The organism is Luteimonas sp. MJ250, assembly GCF_039548455.1.
GTDB lineage: Bacteria > Pseudomonadota > Gammaproteobacteria > Xanthomonadales > Xanthomonadaceae > Luteimonas.
Window position 1 is genome coordinate 40308 of the sequence record NZ_JBCLVB010000006.1, and the last position, 17672, is coordinate 57979.

Sequence of the window (17672 nt, forward strand, 5' to 3'; positions counted from 1 at the left end):
GCAATATCCGGCAGCCCCTGGCGGCCGCGGATTAGCGATCCAGGAACCATTGGCGCAAGCTATGCGCCCATCGCTGGTTCCAGATCGCAGGAGACGCCGTGTTGTTCTCAGACAATCGCCCGGACGCCACTGCCCGGGTAGCGGCCCGCGCCGTGCAGGGCAACCTGAAGCCGTTGCCGCGGGTCCGCAACATCATCGCCATCGGCTCGGGCAAGGGTGGGGTGGGCAAGTCCACCACCGCCGTGAACCTGGCCCTCGCGCTGGCCGGCGATGGCGCCCGGGTCGGCATCCTCGACGCCGACGTGTATGGCCCCAGCATCCCGACCATGCTCGGCCTCTCGGGGCGCCCCGAGAGTCCGGACAACAAGTCGATCCTGCCCATGCGCGCCCACGGCATAGAAGCCATGTCGATCGGGCTGCTGGTCGAACAGGACACGCCGATGATCTGGCGCGGGCCGATGGCAACCTCGGCCCTGACCCAGCTGCTCAACGACACCCTGTGGGGTGGCGACGAGGGCCTGGACTACCTCATCGTTGACCTGCCGCCGGGCACCGGTGACATCCAGCTGACCCTGGCGCAGAAGATCCCTGTGGCGGGGGCGGTGATTGTGACCACGCCGCAGGACGTGGCCACCCTGGACGCGCGCAAGGGGCTGAAGATGTTCGAGAAGGTCGAGGTCGCGGTGCTGGGCCTGGTCGAGAACATGGCTGTGCATGTGTGTTCGAACTGCGGTCATGCCGAACACGTCTTCGGCGAGGGCGGGGGCGCGCGCATGGCGGAGCAGTACGGCGTGCCGCTGCTGGGCTCGCTGCCGCTCGAGCGGGCGATCCGTGAACACGGCGACGCGGGCACCCCCGTGGTGCTGGCGGCGCCGGGTTCGCCGGCGGCCGCCGCCTATCGGGCGCTTGCCGCCAACCTTGTCGCGGAGCTGGCCAAGCGCCCGCGCGCGCCGGCCGCGATCTCGGCCTCGCTAATGTAGCCGGCGTCCGGCAGCCCGCGGCAGCGGGTGCCGGGCCGGTCGCCAGTCCATACAATTGCGGCTCCTGCCCGCGGCGCACCGCCGCCCGGGCGCCGCATCCGGGAGCCGCATGAGCATCAAGTCCGACCGCTGGATCCGCCGCATGGTCGCGGAGAAGAACATGATCGAGCCCTTCGAGCCCGGCCAGGTCAAGTTCGTCGACAAGGGCGGCGCCAGCGCCGAGCGCATCGTGAGCTACGGCACCTCGAGCTACGGCTACGACGTGCGCTGCTCGCGCGAGTTCAAGGTGTTCACCAACATCAACTCCACGATCGTCGACCCGAAGCACTTCGATCCCAAGAGCTTCGTCGACATCGAGGCCGATGAATGCATCATCCCGCCGAACTCGTTCGCGCTGGCGCGCACCGTCGAGTACTTCCGGATCCCGCGCGACACCTTGGTGGTCTGCCTGGGCAAGAGCACCTACGCGCGCTGCGGGATCATCGTCAACGTGACCCCGCTGGAGCCGGAGTGGGAGGGCCATGTCACGCTGGAGTTCAGCAACACCACGCCACTGCCGGCGCGCATCTACGCCAACGAGGGCGTGGCCCAGATGCTGTTCTTCCAGGCTGCCGCCGATGATGTCTGCGAAACCTCGTACAAGGACCGCGGCGGCAAGTACCAGGGCCAGACCGGGGTCACCCTGCCACGGACCTGAGCCTGTTCAGCTGGCCAGCGCCGCCTGCAGTTCGCGCACCCGGCCGACCAGGGCTTCGGGCGCGTAGGGGCGCGCGGCAATCCGGCCCCAGACCGGCGCCGGCCAGGCCGGGTCGTGCTCGAAGCGGGCGATCACGTGCACATGCAGCTGCGGCACCAGGTTGCCGAGCGCGGCGACGTTGAGCTTGTGCGGCTGGAACACGTCGAGAAGCAACCGTTCGCAGCGGCTGATCTCCTCGACCAGGGACGCGCGCTGCGGGGGGGTGAGGTCGAGCAACTCGCGCGCGCCGGCCACCCGCGGCACCAGCACCAGCCACGGATAGTTGCTGTCGTCCAGCAGTTGCAGGTCGCACAGCTCCAGGCTGGCCAGCGGATGGCTGTCGGCGGCGAGCTGCGGATGCAGGGCGTAGGGTTCGTGCTGCGGTGACCTGTGCCTGGGCATGGCGCCCTCCTTCAATGGTCCGCTGCGGGCGCGGGCGCGCTCGGCGGGAAGTCGGTCCTCGGGTCGATTCTAGCCCGCCGCTATAATCGCCGTGCGAAGACCCCGCACCCTCCCGTCCGCGTAGCGCGGACCCTTTTCCAGAAGTTGCCCCAGCGCATGACCGACACCACCTCCCCGACCGCCCCGCGCGTGGGCTTCGTCAGCCTCGGCTGCCCGAAGGCCCTGGTCGACTCCGAGCGCATCCTCACCCAGCTCCGGGTCGAAGGCTATGCGCTGTCGTCCAGCTACGATGCCGCCGACGTGGTGGTGGTCAACACCTGCGGCTTCATCGACTCGGCCGTGGCCGAATCACTGGACGCGATCGGCGAGGCCATGGCCGAGAACGGCAAGGTGATCGTGACCGGCTGCCTGGGCAAGCGCGCCGAGGTCATCCGCGAGGCGCACCCGGGCGTGCTTTCGATCAGCGGCCCGCAGGACTACGCCAGCGTCATGGACGCAGTGCACAAGGCGCTGCCGCCGCGGCACGATCCCTTCATCGACCTCGTGCCCGCGCCGCGCCTCAGCGGCGAGGACTACGCGTCGGGGGTGAAGCTGACGCCCAAGCACTACGCCTACCTGAAGATCTCCGAAGGCTGCAACCACCGCTGCAGCTTCTGCATCATCCCCTCGATGCGCGGCGACCTGGTGTCGCGCCCGGTCGACGAAGTACTGCGCGAGGCCGAGCGCCTGGTGCACGGCGGCGTACGCGAGCTGCTGGTGGTGTCGCAGGATACCTCGGCCTACGGCGTCGACCTGCGCTACGCCGAGCGCCCGTGGCGGGGCAGGGCCTACCAGACCCGGATGAAGGCGCTGTGCGAAGGCCTGTCCGAGCTCGACGCCTGGGTGCGGCTGCACTATGTCTATCCGTACCCGCACGTCGACGGCATCATCGAGCTGATGACGCAGCACAAGGCCGACGGCCAGCCGCGGCTGCTGCCCTACCTCGACATCCCCTTCCAGCACGCCAGCCCGCGCATACTGAAGCTGATGAAGCGCCCGGGTGCCGTCGAGCGGACGCTCGAGCGCGTGCAGTCCTGGCGTGCCGCCTGCCCGGAGCTCACCGTGCGTTCGACGTTCATCGTCGGCTTCCCGGGCGAGACCGAGGCGGAATTCGAAGCGCTGCTCGAGTTCCTCGATGAGGCGCAGCTGGACCGCGTCGGCGCCTTCGCGTACTCGCCGGTCACCGGTGCCGCCGCGAACGCGCTGCCGGACCCGGTGCCGGAAGCCGTGAAACAGGAGCGGCTGGCGCGCTTCATGCAGCGCCAGGCCGACATTTCCGCGGCGCGGCTGGAAGCCAAGGTCGGCACCGTGCAGCGCTGCATCGTCGATGCCATCGATGGCGACCTGGCGATCGCGCGTTCGATGGCCGACGCGCCGGAGATCGACGGCCTGGTGCAGGTGCAGGATGGCCGCGAGGCGGGACTTGTCCCGGGCGAATTCGCGGACATCCGGATCATGGGCAGCGACGAGCACGATCTTTATGGCGAGGTGGAATACAACGGCTGAGGCCTGCCCACCCTCCGCTGCAACGCTGAGGCGGGCTGGTGGAAGAGCGTCGCGCTTTACCGTGAGCCGGACTTTCCCGACGGGTATCGCAGCTATAGCTGCTCCTACAGGCTTCGTGTCAGCGCCAGCGCGCCAGGAGGTCCCGCGCCAGCGCCTCAGTCCGCGGGGTAATCCACCGCGACCACGGTGAAGCTGCGCCCTCCGCCCGGGAGCTCCACTTCGACCGCGTCGTCCAGCCGCTTCTTCAAGAGCGCGCGCGCCAGCGGCGAATCGATGCTGATCCAGCCCAGCGTGGCATCGGTCTCGTCCGGGCCGACGATGCGGTAAGTCGAGCATTCGCCGCTGGCGACATCCTCCACCTCCACCACGGCGCCGAAATACACCGCGGACGGGTCGCTGGGGGCGGTGTCGACCACACGCAGCTCCTGCAGGCGCCTGGAGAGATAGCGCACGCGACGGTCGATCTCGCCGAGCTGCTTCTTGCGGTAGGTGTATTCGGCGTTCTCCGAGCGGTCGCCCTCGGCCGCGGCGGCGGCGAGCGCGCGCACCACCTCGGGGCGGCGCACGCGCCAGAGATCGTCGAGCTCGGCCTTCAGGCGCGCGTGCCCCTCCGGGGTAACCAGGGCAGTCGATTTTTCCGGAGGCGGGCGCCAGCGCGACATGGCGGCTTCAGCGCCTGCTGGACGCCGACACGGACGCCGACGCTGAGGGGCGGACCATGCGCGCGCTCACTTCTTGCCCGTCAGGCCGCCGAAGAGCCCGCGCAGGATCTGCCGGCCGATCTGGTTGCCGACCGTGCGCGCGGTCTGCTTGGCCATGGTTTCGACCATCCCCTGGCGGCGTTTGGTGCCGAACACCGCGTCCTTCATCGATTGCGCGAAGCCGCCGCCCGATTCCTGTTCATCCTGCTTCGCGGTGCGCGCCTTTGGCGCATCGGCCTGCGCGGCGAGCTTGTCGGCCTTCTGCGCCAGCATCTCGAACGCCGACTCGCGGTCCACCGCTGTGTCGTACTTCGCGCCTACCGGGCTGCCGGCGCGAACCCGCTCGCGCTCGGCATCGGTGATCGCGCCCATCCGGCAGCGCGGCGGCGCGACCAGGGTCTGTTCCACCGGCATGGGTGCGCCCTTGCCTTGAAGCGTTGAAACCAGCGCTTCGCCGGTGCCGAGCTGGCCGATGGCGCTGGCGACATCCAGCCCGGGGTTGGACACGAAAGTTTCGGCCGCGGTGCGCACTGCCTTCTGGTCGCGGGGAGTGTAGGCGCGCAGCGCGTGCTGCACGCGGTTGCCGAGCTGGCCGAGCACGTTGTCAGGCACATCGTCCGGGAACTGCGAGCAAAAGTAGACGCCCACGCCCTTGGAGCGGATCAGGCGCACCACCTGCTCGATGCGCTGCAGCAGCGCCGCCGGTGCGTCGTTGAACAACAGGTGCGCTTCGTCGAACACGAACACCAGCTTCGGCTTGTCCAGGTCGCCCACTTCGGGCAGCGTTTCGAACAGCTCGGACAACAGCCACAGCAGGAAGCTCGAATACAGCCGCGGCTTCAGGATCAGCCGGTCCGCGGCCATGATGCTGACCACGCCGCGGCCGTTGCTGGTGGTGCGCATGATGTCGGCCAGCTCAAGCGCCGGCTCGCCGAAGAAGGCCTCGCCGCCGTCGGACTCCAGGCGCAGCAGCGCGCGCTGGATGGCGCCGATCGAGGGCGTGCTGACCAGGCCGTACCGCGTGGACACCGCCTTGCGCTCTTCGGCCACGAGGCCGAGCAGGGCGCGCAGGTCGGCGAGGTCGAGCAGCAGCAGGCCGCGGTCATCAGCCAGCTTGAACACGATGTCGAGCACGCCCGACTGGGTGTCGTTGAGCTCCAGCATGCGCGAAAGCAGGGTCGGTCCGATTTCGCTGACCGTGGTCCGTACCGGGTGGCCCTGCTTGCCGTAGATGTCCCAGAACAGCACCGGACTGGCTTCAGGGCCGTAGGCGTCGACGCCGATCATCTCCGCGCGCTCGCGCAGCTTGTCGCCGATCTCGCCGGGCACGGCCAGGCCCGCGACGTCGCCCTTCACGTCGGCCAGGAACACCGGCACGCCGATCCGCGAGAAGCCCTCGGCCAGGGTCATCAGGGTCACTGTCTTGCCGGTGCCGGTGGCGCCGGCCACCAGGCCGTGGCGGTTGGCGAACTTCGGCTGCAGGAAAACGCGACCGCCGGTCTCCGGCAGGGAATCGGGACGGGTGACGGCCTTGCCGACGAGGATCGGGTCCATGGGGGCTCCTGTGTGATGGGCGGATTCTAGCGAGAAGGCGCCGCGGGAGCGGGGCCCCGGGCGCAAGGCTTGCCGGTGGCCGAGAGCGGCCGCTACCCTGCGGGATCGAAACGCAGTCCCCGGTCCCCGAATGCCCCCATTTTCAGTTGTCCTGCCGCGGCTGGCGCTTGCCGCGGCCGTTGCAGTCCTTGCCTTGTACTCCCCCGAAGCCTCCGCGCAGTCAAAGCGCGACCGCGCCGCCGCCGCGGACCTGGTCGAACGCATGGCCACCGCCGAGACCCGCTACCGCGAATCGCTGGTCAAGGCCGCCAACGCCGATCCAGTCGCGATCGAGGAAGGCAATGCCGCGCTCGAGGACATGGAAGACGTGATGCTGGCCTGCGAGAAGCAGCGCGGCTGCGAGCTGGCGTCACTGCTGCCGGGCTGGAAGCGGCTGCTGAAGGCCCGGGCCGACGACGCCGCGGGCGTGGACGGCGGTGAATTCGATCCCGAAGGCCTCGACGAGGGCGGCCTGCCGACCGGCGACGTGCCCGAGGCGGCCACGGCCGCGGCGCTGCTGAGTGAAGACGGCCAGCGCTTCGTGCGCATGGTGCAGTTCAATCCGGCGGTGCAGGAAGGCATCCGTCGCTGGCTCACCGACATGCGCGTGTCGCTGATCACCAGCCACGAGAACTACCAGTACATGCGCCACCTGATGGCGCCGGCCTTCGAGAAACGAGGCCTGCCCGAAGCGCTGCTGTTCGGGATCATGGCGAAGGAATCCACCGGCCGCGTGCACGTGGGGTCCCGCGCCGGCGCGGTGGGTCCGCTGCAGTTCATGCCCGCCACCGGGCGGCGTTTCGGACTGGGCGTGGATGCCAGCGGCTTCGACACCCGCTACGACCCCGCACTCTCCGCGGACGCGGCGTCGAGCTACCTCAGCGAGCGCTTCGCCGAGTTCGGCAACGAGGTCGAAAAGTGGCTGGCCGCCTACAACGGCGGCGAAGGCCGGGCAAAGCGCATCCACGAGGCCAGCGGCGGGCGACCGTTCTGGGATGCCGACGTCTACAACCAGTTCCCGGCCGAGACCCGCGACTACGTGCCGATGGTGATCGCCGCGGCCTGGCTGTACCTGCATCCCAGGGAGTACGGCCTGAGTTTCCCGCGTGCCGATGTTCGTCCCACGCACTTCGCGCTTTCGCGACCGGCATCGATCTACGAACTCAGCGTGTGCATGGGCGACAGTGGCAGCCGGTATGGCTACATGCGCCAGCTGCGCAACCTCAACCCCCGCTTCGAGGCCGACCAGGTGATTCCGGCCGGGGCCGTTCTGCAGGGCACCACGCGCATGGCCGGGCTGTACAAGCGCTGGTGCGCGCAGGGCCGGCGCGCGGAGCTTGCGCGGCAACTGATGGGGAGCAGCGTCAGTGCGGCGCTGGTGCGCACCGGACCGGTTGAAGCGGTGCGTCCTGCCGGGACCACGGTCGCCACCGGCGTGGCGGTGCCGGCCGCAGGGCCGCGCGAACACCGCGTGGCGCGCGGCGAAACCCTGGTCGCGATCGCGCGCAGGTACGGCTGCGAGGTGCAGAAGCTGGTCCAGGCCAACGGCCTGAAGGCGCCTGCGTACGCCATCCGCACCGGCCAGCGCCTGCGCCTGGAAGGATGCAGCCGCTGAAGCGCACGGAGCCGTCGCGCTCCGCCTGCCACACTGCGCGCATGCAACTGCGCTTCGACAACGCCTTCCTGCGCGAACTCCCTGGCGATCCGCTCGCCGGGCCGGGCGTGCGCCAGGTACAGGGTGCGGCGTGGTCGCGGGTCGCGCCGACGCCGGTTGCGGCGCCGCGGCTGGTCGCGCATGCGGCCGAGGTGGCCGCTCAGCTGGGTGTCGACGCGGGCGACGTTGCCTCGCCGTCGTTCGCCCGGGTCTTCGGCGGCAACCGGCTGCTCGAGGGCATGGACCCCTGGGCCGCGAACTACGGCGGCCACCAGTTCGGGCACTGGGCCGGCCAGCTCGGCGACGGGCGTGCGATTAGCCTCGGCGAAGCCGTGGCCGCCGATGGCAGCAGGCACGAACTGCAGCTCAAGGGCGCGGGGCAGACGCCGTATTCCCGCGGCGCAGATGGCCGCGCGGTGCTGCGCTCCTCGATCCGCGAGTTCCTGTGCAGTGAAGCCATGCATCACCTGGGCGTGCCGACCACCCGCGCGCTGTCGCTCGTGGCCACCGGCGACACCGTGGTGCGCGACATGTTCTACGACGGCCATCCGCGGCCGGAGCCCGGGGCGGTCGTGTGCCGGGTGGCGCCGTCGTTCATCCGCTTCGGGACCTTCGAGCTGCCGGCTTCGCGCGGCGACGTGGACCTGCTGCGCGCGCTGGCCGAGTTCTGCATCTGGCGGGATTTTCCATGGCTGCTCGGGAGTGCAGGCGATGACGGGCGCGGGAACGGCGCGCCATGCGACGGCCAGGGGCGGTCGCTTGCGGCCCTGCGCGCAGCGGGCGCGTTCGACGAGGCGCTGTTCGCGCGCTGGTTCCATGAGGTCTGCGTGCGCACGGCACGGCTGGTCGGCCACTGGATGCGCGTGGGCTTCGTCCACGGCGTGCTCAACACCGACAACATGTCGATCCTCGGGCTCACGATCGACTACGGCCCGTATGGCTGGATCGACGATTACGACCCCGACTGGACCCCCAATACCACCGATGCGAAGGGGCGCCGCTACCGCTTCGGCTGGCAGCCGCGCATCGCACACTGGAACCTGTCGCGGCTGGCCGGCGCGCTGTCGCCGCTGTTCGCCGATGCCGCACCGCTGCAGGCCGGGCTCGACGCCTACGCGGCCACCTGGGCCGAGTGCGAGCGCGACAATGCCGCCGCCAAGCTGGGGCTGTCAGACTGCAGCGATGGCGACGTCGAGCTGATGCGCACGCTGCAGGCGCTGATGCACCGCAGCGGCGCCGACATGACACGCTTCTTCCGCGCGCTGTCGGACATCGATGTCGAAGCAGGGACTCCGCCGGCCATGCCGCTGCGCAGCGCCTTCTACGACCTCGCCCGCCTGGCCGACCACGCCGCTGCGCTGGACGCCTGGCTCGCCCGTTACGCCGCCCGCTGCCGGGCGGACGCGCTGCCCCGCGAGGCCCGGGTTGCCCACATGCACGCCGCCAATCCGCGCTACGTGCCGCGCAACTACCTGGCCCAGCAGGCGATCGACCGCGCCGAATCCGGCGACGAGTCGGGAATCGCCGAGCTGCTGGACGTGTTCCGGGACCCCTACGGCGAGCAGCCGGGCCGCGAAGCCTTTGCCGCCCTGCGCCCCGACTGGGCCCGAGACCGCGCCGGCTGCTCGATGCTGTCCTGCAGTTCATGAACATGCCGGTCGCGGCGCCCGCGACCGGTAGAATGGGCGGATGCCCCTGATCACACTGAATTCGGTCGACTACAGCGTCGGCGGTCCGCTCCTGCTCGAGAAAGTCGAGCTGGCCATTGAACCCGGCGAGCGCATCGCGCTGATCGGCCGCAACGGCGCCGGCAAGTCCACCCTGATGCGCCTGCTGTCGGGCGAGATCAAACCCGACGACGGCGACATCCGCCGCGACGGCACCGTGCGCGTGTCGCGCCTGGAGCAGGAGGTGCCTGCCGGCGCCGGCGGCACCGTGTTCGACGTCGTTGCCGAAGGCATGGGCGAGCTGGGCGCTTGGCTGGCCGAGTTCCACCACCTGAGCCACGGCGACAACTACGATGCCGACGCGATGTCGGCGGTGCAGGCGAAGATCGATGCCGCCGACGGCTGGGCCGCGGACCAGCGGGTGGAGGAGACCCTGCAGAAGCTCGACCTCGACGGCGAGCTGGCGTTCTCCGAGCTTTCCGGCGGCATGAAGCGCCGCGTGCTGCTGGCGCGCGCGCTGGTGTCGGCGCCCGACCTGTTGCTGCTGGACGAGCCCACCAACCACCTCGACATCGCCGCCATCGACTGGCTGGAGAGCTTCCTGAAGGGCTGGTCCGGCGCGCTGGTGTTCGTCACCCATGACCGCCGCTTCCTGCGCGCGCTGGCCACGCGGATCGTCGAGATCGACCGCGGCCAGGTGACCAGCTGGCCCGGCGACTGGGGCAACTATCTGCGCCGCAAGGAAGAGCGGCTCAACGCCGAGGCGCAGGAGAACGCGCGCTTCGACAAGATGCTGGCGCAGGAGGAGATCTGGATCCGCCAGGGCATCAAGGCGCGCCGCACCCGTGACGAAGGCCGCGTGCGGCGCCTGGAGGCGATGCGCAACGACCGCGCCAAGCGCCGCGAGCTGACCGGCAACGTGCGCATGGATACCGCGCAGGCCGGGGCTTCGGGCAAGAAGGTGATCGAGGCCAAGGAGGTGTCGTTCGCGTTCGGCGACCGCGCGATGGTGCGCGACTTCTCCACCACCATCCTGCGCGGCGACCGCATCGGCCTGGTCGGCGCCAACGGCAGCGGCAAGACCACGCTGCTGAAGCTGCTGCTCGGCCAACTGCAGCCGCAGTCCGGCGAGATCCGCATCGGCACCCAGCTGCAGATCGCCTATTTCGACCAGTACCGCGCGACCCTGCGCGAGGACTGGAATGCACTGGAGAACGTGGCCGAGGGCCAGGACTTCGTCGAGGTCGGCGGCAAGCGCAAGCACGTGATCGGCTACCTGCAGGATTTCCTGTTCACGCCCGAACGCGCGCGCGCGCCGATCACCCGACTGTCCGGCGGCGAACGCAACCGCTTGCTCCTGGCCAAGCTGTTCGCGCAACCGTCGAACCTGCTGGTGATGGACGAACCCACCAACGACCTCGACGTCGAGACGCTCGAGCTGCTCGAGGAACTGCTGGCCGACTACCCGGGCACGCTGCTGCTGGTCAGCCACGACCGCGACTTCCTCGACAACGTGGTGACCTCCACCCTGGTGATGCAGGACGGCGGCGAGGGCCGCATCGGCGAATACGTCGGCGGATACAGCGATTGGCTGCGGCAGAAGTCGTCGGCCGTCCCGGCCCTGGCCACGGCGTCGCAAGGCCGTGCCGGAACCAGGCCAACGGCGAGCGCGGCTGCAGCACCGGCCCCGGCACCGGCACCGCGCCGAAAGCTGGGCTTCAAGGAGGCGCGGGAGCTCGAGCAGCTGCCGGCGCGCATCGAAGCCCTTGAAGGCCGGATGGCCGGGCTCACTGCCAGGCTGTCGGATCCGGCGTTCTTCCAGGGAGGGAGCGCCGCCATCGCCGCGCACAATGCAGCGATGGCCGATGCCCAGGCCGAGCTCGATGTCGCGTATGCACGCTGGGAGGCGCTGGACGCGGACTCGGACTGACTTGCCGCACGGGCGGAACGGGGCCACCCTGCGCGGATGCAATCGTCAGACCAGTCTGGAGTCCGTGAGCGCGAGGGCCGCTTCGTCGCGCGCGTGCACCACATGCGAACCCTGGGAGGCGCCCTGTCGGCGCTGCTCGTGGCCGCGGTGCTGGCAGGCAACGACGCGCCGGCCTGGACCTGGGCGCTGTGGGCCTTCAATGGATTCGCGTGGCCGCTGCTTGCGCGCTGGCTCACGCACCGCGCGCACGAGCCGAAGCTGGCCGCGCAGCGGCATCTGGTGATCGACTCGGCCGCCGCCGGCGCCTGGATCGCACTCATGCAATTCAATCTGGTGCCCAGCGCCGTGCTGCTGGTCATGGCCACCATGGACAAGATCGCAGTCGGCGGCTGGCGCTTCGTCGCGCGCACCACGCCCGCGCTGCTCGTCGCCTGCGTGCTGGTGTCCGCGGCGCTTGGATTCCCTGTCGGACTCGAAAGCAGCATGACGGGCATTCTTGCCACGCTGCCGTTCCTGATCGTGTACCCGCTGGTGCTGGCCACGATCACCTACGAGCTCGGGCGCCACGTAAGCGCGAAGAACCGCCAGCTGCGGCGGCTCAACCGCATCGACGCGCTGACCGGCCTGCGCAACCGGCGCGGCTGGAACGAGGCCCTGGCCGCCGAGCTGGCCAGGCATGCGCGCACGCGGCGGCCGGCGGTGCTGATGCTGGTCGATGTCGACAACCTCAAGGAGGTCAACGACAACCACGGCCACATCGCGGGCGACGAGGTGCTGCGCAACGTGGCCCGGGTGCTGGAGATCTGTGCCCGGGACATCGACACGCCGGCGCGCTACGGCGGCGACGAGTTCGGCGTGCTGCTGGCAGAGACCGGGCTGCAGGGGGCACTGCGGGTGGCCGAGCGCGTGCGCACCACCTTTCTCGCCGAGCGCCCCGAGGAGGCGGTGCTGCAGAACTGCACGTTGAGCATTGGCCTGGCCGAGGTCGATCTTGCGGTAGTCACCGCCGACGAGTGGCTGCAGCGAGCGGACGGCGCGATGTACCGGGCGAAAGCGGCGGGCCGCAACCGGGTCGAGTCCGACATGACGCTGGCCTGCCAGCGGCCGCGTTGAGCAGGTCGGATGGGGGCCGCGTCGCGCCGTGTTGCCTGCCGGGCGGCGGTCAGTCGGGCGCGGTGTCGGTGCGGAAGACCGGGTAAAGCCCCAGGCGCTCGTCCCAGCTTGCGTGGCGGCGATGGAACCACTCCAGCCGGGCCCGCGGGCTGGCCGCGAACTCCGCGTCTTCCGCCACGCGGCGCTCGAAGGCATCGCGGACCGCCGGATCGCGAAGCATGTCGCGGGCGACGGCTTCGGCGACGTAGGACTCCATGTACTCCTTGGCTTCGAAGGCGTTGTTGAACTCGCCCCAGGCCGCCATCGAGTCGGGTGCCCGGGGTTCCAGGATCGCCATCACCAGGCGCGCGCGCGGCTGGGCGATGGGCACGAACAGCGCGCCGGCACCAAGGTCGCGGGTTTCGGAGCGCCAGTTGCCTTCGACCTCCAGGCGCTGCCGTCCTTCGCTGGAAGCCGCTGCCAGCTGCGCGGCGTCGGCGCGGAACGCTTCGATCGCGACGCCCGGGAGGGGCTGCGCCACGCGGCGGTAGCCGATGCCATGGACGTCCAGCCAGCGCGTGACCTGGGCGGCATGGCGCGCCGGCACCAGGTAGCCCGCGCCCGGTGCGGCCACGCTGCGGCCGGGCACGATCTCGTCGCGCAGCGGCATCTTCCATATCTGCGGCGTGGTTTCGTCGTAACGCGTGGCGAGCGCTCCGGACACGTCGGAGTGCGTGCGCGCCCAGGCGTAGCCGCGGAAGTCCACGCTGCGCACCCGGTCGGTGGCGATGTAGTCCAGCGGCACGGCCTGGCCCGCGAGCCGCGCCGCGCGGCCATCGGCCGCGGCCGCGACCTCCAGCCATTCGCGGCCCCGCGATGCGGTCTGCTCCAGCATGCCGATCACCAGGTTGCGGGTAATGGCGACGCGCACCGGGTACTCCTTCCACGAATGGGTTTCGACCAGGATTCCGAAACGATTGCGCAGCGGGAAGTAGCCGTGCGAGAAGCGCGGCGGGGAGACGCCGTCGACGATGCCGGAACTGGGATCGTCATGGACCTCGAACGAGGGGTAGAAGGGCAGGGGCAGCGAGCCCTGGGCGGCGAGGTCGTCGAGCAGGCTGTCGCGCAGCGCCAGGCCGGCACGGGCCAGCGCGGCGTCACCGGAGTGCAGGGGCTCGATCTGCACCGATATGTCGTGTTCGAACTGGGCGCCGTTGGTGGCGTGCAGGTCGACGTAGGCGATCGGGTCCCAGGCCTCGACCAGGCCGAGCATCGCGCGCATCTCCGGCGCATCGGCCTTCAGGTAGTCGCGGTTGAGGTTGTAGTTCTGCGCGGTGGTGCGCCAGCCCATCTTCTCGGGGCCGCGCTGGTTTGGCCGGTTCCAGGCGCCGAAGCGCTCGTGGCCGTCGGCGTTGAAGACCGGCACGAACACCAGCACCAGCTTTTCAAGAGCGCCCGCTGCGGCCTCGCCGTCCAGGGCCTGGCGCAGGGCCAGGAAGCCGGCGTCCTTGCCATCGACCTCGCCGGCGTGGATGCCGCCCTGGACCAGCAGCACCGGCAGGCCGGCCGCACGCGCGGCCTCCGGCGCCAGCGCACCGCTGCGCGAGGCGACCAGCGCCTTCATCGGCCGCCCCTCCGGCGTGGTGCCGAAGTCGATGCAGCGCACCGCGTCCGGATAGCGCGTGGCAAAGCCGGCGCACAGCGCGATCACCTCGTCGTACCGTCCGGTGCGCACGAAGCCCGACTGTTCGGCGATCGTGGCCGGCGGCGGCGCCGCGCCGACGGCAGGCGGCGCGGGGGAGGCGTCCGCGCCTGCGTCCGGACCGGAGGCTGCGGCTAGGGCCGGCAGCGCAAGCAGCAGGCACAGCGGCAATGCGGCGAAGGCGGATCTGGACATGGGCTCGAGCCGGGGTGACGGGCGCCCATGATGCCGCGTCCATGCCTTTCGGCCAAAGCGCGGCGGCGGCGGATACGCTAGCCTTCGCGGCTTCGACCGCAGACCGGCCACACCGCATGAGCCACGCCCCCGTTGCCGCCGACGCCGGCAGATTGCCGCGCCAGATCCCCTACATCATCGGCAACGAGGCCTGCGAGCGCTTCAGCTTCTACGGCATGAGGAACATCCTCATCCCGTTCCTGATCAGCTCGATGCTGCTGGCCTACCTGCCGGCTGGACCCGAGCGCGAGGGCGCGGCCAAGGATATCTTCCACACCTTCGTCATCGGCGTGTACTTCTTCCCGCTGCTGGGCGGCTGGCTGTCGGACCGCTACTTCGGCAAGTACAACACCGTCCTCTGGTTCTCGCTGATCTACTGCGCCGGCCATGCCTGCCTGGCGATGTTCGAGGACAGCCGCAACGGCTTCTACGCCGGCCTGTTCCTGATCGCACTGGGTTCGGGCGGAATCAAGCCGCTGGTGGTGAGTTTCTGCGGCGACCAGTTCGACCAGACCAACAAGTCGAAGGCGAAGATCGTCTTCGACGCGTTCTACTGGATCATCAACTTCGGCTCCTTCTTCGCATCCCTGCTGGCGCCGCTGCTGCTGCGCAGCTACGGGCCGGCGGTCGCCTTTGGCGTGCCCGGCGTGTTGATGTTCATCGCCACCTTCGTGTTCTGGCTCGGCCGCAAGCAGTACGTCAACGTGCCGCCCTCGGGCGCCGACCCGGATTCCTTCCTCAACGTGGTGCGGACCGCGCTGCGCAGGCACGGCGCGGAGCAGGGCGGCTCCGGCACCCTGGTCGCGCGCGTCGGCGTGGCGATCGCGGTGCTGATGCTTGCGCTCTGGGCGCTGGACGCAGCCGGCGTGCCGCTGCCCTGGCCCGATGCCTTCGGTTTCGTCATCACCGCCTGCCTGGCGCTGGGCGTGGTGATCGCCTGCGTCGGCTGGGGCGCATCGCTGCAGCTCGAGCGCGCGCGTGGCCTGCACCCGGACGCGGCGGTCGACGGCGTGCGCGCGGTGCTGCGCATCCTGATCGTGTTCGCGCTGGTGACCCCGTTCTGGTCGCTGTTCGACCAGAAGGCCTCGACCTGGATCATCCAGGGCAACACCATGCTGATCCCGCACGAGGCCTGGTGGTGGCCGAGCTGGCTGATCAAGGAGGCGGCGCAGATGCAGGCGCTCAACCCGCTGCTGGTAATGCTGCTGATCCCGTTCAACAACCTGGTGCTGTACCCGCTGCTGCGCCGCATGGGCTTCACGGTCACCGCGCTGCGCCGGATGGGCTGGGGCATCGTGTTCTCGGGGATCGCCTGGATCGCGGCCGGCGTACTTCAGCTGTGGCTCGACGGTGGCGCCGAGGTCTCGCTGGCCTGGCAGAGCCTGCCCTACCTGCTGCTGACCTTCGGCGAAGTGCTGGTTTCGGCGACCGCACTCGAGTTCGCCTACAGCCAGGCGCCGCACGCGATGAAGGGCGTGATCATGGCCTTCTGGTACCTGACCAGCACCTTCGGCAGCCTCTGGGTGCTGCTGACCAACGCCGGCGTCCGCAACGACGCGGTGACCTCGGCCATCGCCTCCACCGGGCTCAGCGAGAACGCGTTCCTGATGTTCTTCTTCGCCCTGTTCGCATTCCTGGCGGCGCTGGCGTTCGCGGCCTATGCGCGCAGGTATCCGATGCAGGACAACTACCGCGTGTCCGCGGGAGTGGCGACGTGAGCGGCGGGGGCATGGTCACCCTGGTGATCCTGGCGCTGACGGTGCTGGTGTCGTGGCAGGCCTTCGGCAACCGGCGCCTGCTCGAGCGCCTGCTGCTGTGGCCCCCGGCGATCGAACGCCAAAGGCAGTTCGACCGCCTGGTCACGCACGGCTTCGTGCACGCCGACTGGCAGCACCTGCTGTTCAACATGGTCACGCTGTTTTTCTTCGGGCGTTACGTCGAACAGATCTTCGCGCCCTACATCGGTTCGCTCGGGTTCGCGCTGTTCTACCTGTCGGCGATCGTGGTGGCGATCCTGCCCACCTACCTGCGCCATCGCCACGATGCCGGCTATCGCAGCCTCGGTGCGTCGGGCGCGGTGTCGGCGGTGCTGTTCGCCTTCATCCTGGTGCAGCCCTGGGCGCTGATCTTCGTGTTCTTCATCCCGGTGCCGGCGATCGTCTACGGCGTGCTCTACGTCGGCTATTCGATCTGGATGGAGCGCCGCGGCGGTGACAACGTCAACCACAGCGCCCACCTGTGGGGCGCGGGCTACGGCCTGCTGTTCACGGTGATCATGGAGCCGGGCGTGGTCGAGGTCTTCCTGGCGCGGCTGATGTCGCCGATGTCCTGAATCAGGAGATCGATTCGTCGCCGGTGCGGAGGCCTTTCTCGTCGCATTCGTAGGCCTGGAGCAGGCGCGCGTAGACCAGCGAATCGAGCTGGTTGAACTCGACGTTGTCGACCTCGCCGGAACAGGACAGGTCGAACAGCCGGGTGACGGCTTCGTGCGCTGCGCGGGTTTCGGTGGTGGCGTGCATGGTGGCTCTCCGTCTGGGCTGCGTGCCGGAATGCATGCATCAAACGTGCCAGTCCGGGCCAACATGGCGGCCGAGCGGGCAGGGTGACGCTTCCTGTCACAAACGCGCCGGGTCGGGCCGGCAGTGACCCGGGCCGGCCGCACTCACCGCGCCTGAATCCATTCCGTGATACCCATGCATCCGTCACCAAATGGAGAAAGCAGATGGCCTTTACCCGCGCCCAGGCGACCGAACTGCTCAACAAGGCCGAGATGCGCCTGTACGACGACAGCCGGGCCAATGCCCTGCGCGGGCTTGACCGGGCGGCGCTGGCCGGACGCGCTACGCGCGCACGTGCCTCGCGCGACCGCGCACGGGACATGCTGAAGCGTCAGCGCGTCGCTGCGCGCAAGCGCGGCGACAGCAAGGCGACTGGCCCGGGCGGCGTTGCGGCAAGGACCGCACGCAAGGAAGAGCTGTTGGCCGAAATCCTGGGGCGCTTCGTCGAAGCCCGCAGGACCGCGCCTGAGGTGGTGGCGAAGAAGGCCACCGCGAAGAAGGCCACGGCGAAGAAGGCCACCGCGAAGAAGGCCACCGCGAAGAAGGCCACAGCGAAGAAGGCCACCGCGAAGAAGGCCACCGCGAAGAAGGCCACCGCCAAGAAGGTTTCGCCCGAGCGTGCGCTCGCGAACACCCGCAAGCTGCTCGAGGCAAAGCAGGAGCGCGATCGCTCACCTCAGCCCTGGCAGTCGCTCGACCCGGTCGCCGACCATGTTCCGCAGCCCGGCTACCAGTCGCCGCAGGCGGCGAGCAAGGCACATGACCTGCACGCGGGCGAGTCGCGGATGGCTTCGATCCACGGCAGCATGTCCACCACCGACCGCCATAACCAGGGCAAGCGCGATGGCCGTGGCGACACCGACTGAGGAGTGAGCGCG

15 protein-coding genes are annotated in these 17672 nt (G+C 69.7%); 10 read left to right on the top strand and 5 right to left on the bottom strand.

The genetic code is table 11. The features are described from left to right. Nucleotides 1–101 precede the first annotated feature (101 nt). Both apbC and dcd read left to right on the top strand, forming a co-directional pair. A complete protein-coding gene (gene apbC / locus WCE37_RS02790) occupies nt 102–980 on the top strand; it encodes an iron-sulfur cluster carrier protein ApbC (protein ID WP_343278072.1) in 879 nt (292 codons plus the stop codon). A 109-nt stretch (nt 981–1089) separates the two neighbouring features. After that, entirely contained in the window at nt 1090–1677 is a 588-nt protein-coding gene (dcd, locus tag WCE37_RS02795; protein WP_343278039.1) for a dCTP deaminase, read from the top strand. A 6-nt stretch (nt 1678–1683) separates the two neighbouring features. Here dcd and WCE37_RS02800 read toward each other — a convergent pair whose 3' ends face one another. Further along, nucleotides 1684–2118 carry an HIT family protein gene (locus tag WCE37_RS02800; RefSeq protein ID WP_343278041.1) on the bottom strand — a complete coding sequence of 145 codons (435 nt, stop codon included), beginning with the start codon at nt 2116–2118 and terminating at the stop codon, nt 1684–1686. A 156-nt stretch (nt 2119–2274) separates the two neighbouring features. On the opposite strand from WCE37_RS02800, the gene rimO reads away from it, so the two are divergent. Then, nucleotides 2275–3663 carry a 30S ribosomal protein S12 methylthiotransferase RimO gene (gene rimO, locus WCE37_RS02805; RefSeq protein ID WP_343278042.1) on the top strand — a complete coding sequence of 463 codons (1389 nt, stop codon included), beginning with the start codon at nt 2275–2277 and terminating at the stop codon, nt 3661–3663. Nucleotides 3664–3818: 155 nt separating this feature from the next. Here rimO and greB read toward each other — a convergent pair whose 3' ends face one another. Together greB and WCE37_RS02815 are read right to left on the bottom strand one after the other, a co-directional pair. Next, a complete protein-coding gene (greB, locus tag WCE37_RS02810; protein WP_343278043.1) occupies nt 3819–4325 on the bottom strand; it encodes a transcription elongation factor GreB in 507 nt (168 codons plus the stop codon). A gap of 66 nt (nt 4326–4391) precedes the next feature. After that, entirely contained in the window at nt 4392–5918 is a 1527-nt protein-coding gene (locus WCE37_RS02815) for a helicase HerA-like domain-containing protein (protein WP_343278044.1), read from the bottom strand. A gap of 130 nt (nt 5919–6048) precedes the next feature. Here WCE37_RS02815 and WCE37_RS02820 point away from each other — a divergent pair, with 130 nt between their 5' ends. Genes WCE37_RS02820 through WCE37_RS02835 form a run of 4 tightly spaced genes read left to right on the top strand, consistent with a single transcriptional unit; the run spans nt 6049 to nt 12321 of the window. Next, entirely contained in the window at nt 6049–7572 is a 1524-nt protein-coding gene (locus WCE37_RS02820; protein WP_343278045.1) for a transglycosylase SLT domain-containing protein, read from the top strand. A 41-nt stretch (nt 7573–7613) separates the two neighbouring features. Continuing rightward, nucleotides 7614–9260, top strand: a complete 1647-nt coding sequence (locus WCE37_RS02825) for a YdiU family protein (protein WP_343278046.1) — start codon at nt 7614–7616, stop codon at nt 9258–9260. A gap of 40 nt (nt 9261–9300) precedes the next feature. Next, entirely contained in the window at nt 9301–11208 is a 1908-nt protein-coding gene (locus tag WCE37_RS02830; RefSeq protein ID WP_343278047.1) for an ATP-binding cassette domain-containing protein, read from the top strand. Between the two features lie 36 nt (nt 11209–11244). Then, a complete protein-coding gene (locus WCE37_RS02835) occupies nt 11245–12321 on the top strand; it encodes a diguanylate cyclase (RefSeq protein WP_343278049.1) in 1077 nt (358 codons plus the stop codon). Nucleotides 12322–12370: 49 nt separating this feature from the next. Here WCE37_RS02835 and WCE37_RS02840 read toward each other — a convergent pair whose 3' ends face one another. Further along, complete coding sequence (locus tag WCE37_RS02840) at nt 12371–14197, bottom strand: M14 family metallopeptidase (RefSeq protein ID WP_343278050.1); 1827 nt, start codon at nt 14195–14197, stop codon at nt 12371–12373. A 116-nt stretch (nt 14198–14313) separates the two neighbouring features. On the opposite strand from WCE37_RS02840, the gene WCE37_RS02845 reads away from it, so the two are divergent. Both WCE37_RS02845 and WCE37_RS02850 read left to right on the top strand, forming a co-directional pair. Continuing rightward, on the top strand, nt 14314–15954 hold the full coding sequence (locus WCE37_RS02845) for an oligopeptide:H+ symporter (RefSeq protein ID WP_343254804.1): 1641 nt from the start codon (nt 14314–14316) through the stop codon (nt 15952–15954). 11 nt (nt 15955–15965) lie between these two features. After that, nucleotides 15966–16568 (top strand): rhomboid family intramembrane serine protease, encoded by a 603-nt coding sequence (locus WCE37_RS02850; protein WP_343278073.1) that lies wholly within the window; start codon nt 15966–15968, stop codon nt 16566–16568. A gap of 1 nt (nt 16569) precedes the next feature. Here the strand turns inward: WCE37_RS02850 and WCE37_RS02855 are convergent, their stop codons facing one another. Then, nucleotides 16570–16755 (bottom strand): hypothetical protein, encoded by a 186-nt coding sequence (locus WCE37_RS02855; protein WP_343278051.1) that lies wholly within the window; start codon nt 16753–16755, stop codon nt 16570–16572. 203 nt (nt 16756–16958) lie between these two features. Here WCE37_RS02855 and WCE37_RS02860 point away from each other — a divergent pair, with 203 nt between their 5' ends. Further along, nucleotides 16959–17660 (top strand): histone H1-like repetitive region-containing protein, encoded by a 702-nt coding sequence (locus WCE37_RS02860; RefSeq protein WP_343278052.1) that lies wholly within the window; start codon nt 16959–16961, stop codon nt 17658–17660. The last annotated feature ends 12 nt before the right edge of the window (nt 17661–17672 follow it).

What these genes read in the sequence shown, in the direction of transcription:
- WCE37_RS02860 (WP_343278052.1), top strand. Translation starts at nt 16,959, where the DNA reads ATGGCCTTTACCCGCGCCCAGGCGACCGAACTGCTCAACAAGGCCGAG.
- WCE37_RS02845 (WP_343254804.1), top strand. Translation starts at nt 14,314, where the DNA reads ATGAGCCACGCCCCCGTTGCCGCCGACGCCGGCAGATTGCCGCGCCAG.
- WCE37_RS02840 (WP_343278050.1), bottom strand. Translation starts at nt 14,197, where the DNA reads ATGTCCAGATCCGCCTTCGCCGCATTGCCGCTGTGCCTGCTGCTTGCG.
- WCE37_RS02820 (WP_343278045.1), top strand. Translation starts at nt 6,049, where the DNA reads ATGCCCCCATTTTCAGTTGTCCTGCCGCGGCTGGCGCTTGCCGCGGCC.
- WCE37_RS02815 (WP_343278044.1), bottom strand. Translation starts at nt 5,918, where the DNA reads ATGGACCCGATCCTCGTCGGCAAGGCCGTCACCCGTCCCGATTCCCTG.
- WCE37_RS02830 (WP_343278047.1), top strand. Translation starts at nt 9,301, where the DNA reads ATGCCCCTGATCACACTGAATTCGGTCGACTACAGCGTCGGCGGTCCG.
- WCE37_RS02800 (WP_343278041.1), bottom strand. Translation starts at nt 2,118, where the DNA reads ATGCCCAGGCACAGGTCACCGCAGCACGAACCCTACGCCCTGCATCCG.
- rimO (WP_343278042.1), top strand. Translation starts at nt 2,275, where the DNA reads ATGACCGACACCACCTCCCCGACCGCCCCGCGCGTGGGCTTCGTCAGC.
- WCE37_RS02850 (WP_343278073.1), top strand. Translation starts at nt 15,966, where the DNA reads ATGGTCACCCTGGTGATCCTGGCGCTGACGGTGCTGGTGTCGTGGCAG.
- dcd (WP_343278039.1), top strand. Translation starts at nt 1,090, where the DNA reads ATGAGCATCAAGTCCGACCGCTGGATCCGCCGCATGGTCGCGGAGAAG.
- WCE37_RS02855 (WP_343278051.1), bottom strand. Translation starts at nt 16,755, where the DNA reads ATGCACGCCACCACCGAAACCCGCGCAGCGCACGAAGCCGTCACCCGG.
- WCE37_RS02835 (WP_343278049.1), top strand. Translation starts at nt 11,245, where the DNA reads ATGCAATCGTCAGACCAGTCTGGAGTCCGTGAGCGCGAGGGCCGCTTC.
- WCE37_RS02825 (WP_343278046.1), top strand. Translation starts at nt 7,614, where the DNA reads ATGCAACTGCGCTTCGACAACGCCTTCCTGCGCGAACTCCCTGGCGAT.
- greB (WP_343278043.1), bottom strand. Translation starts at nt 4,325, where the DNA reads ATGTCGCGCTGGCGCCCGCCTCCGGAAAAATCGACTGCCCTGGTTACC.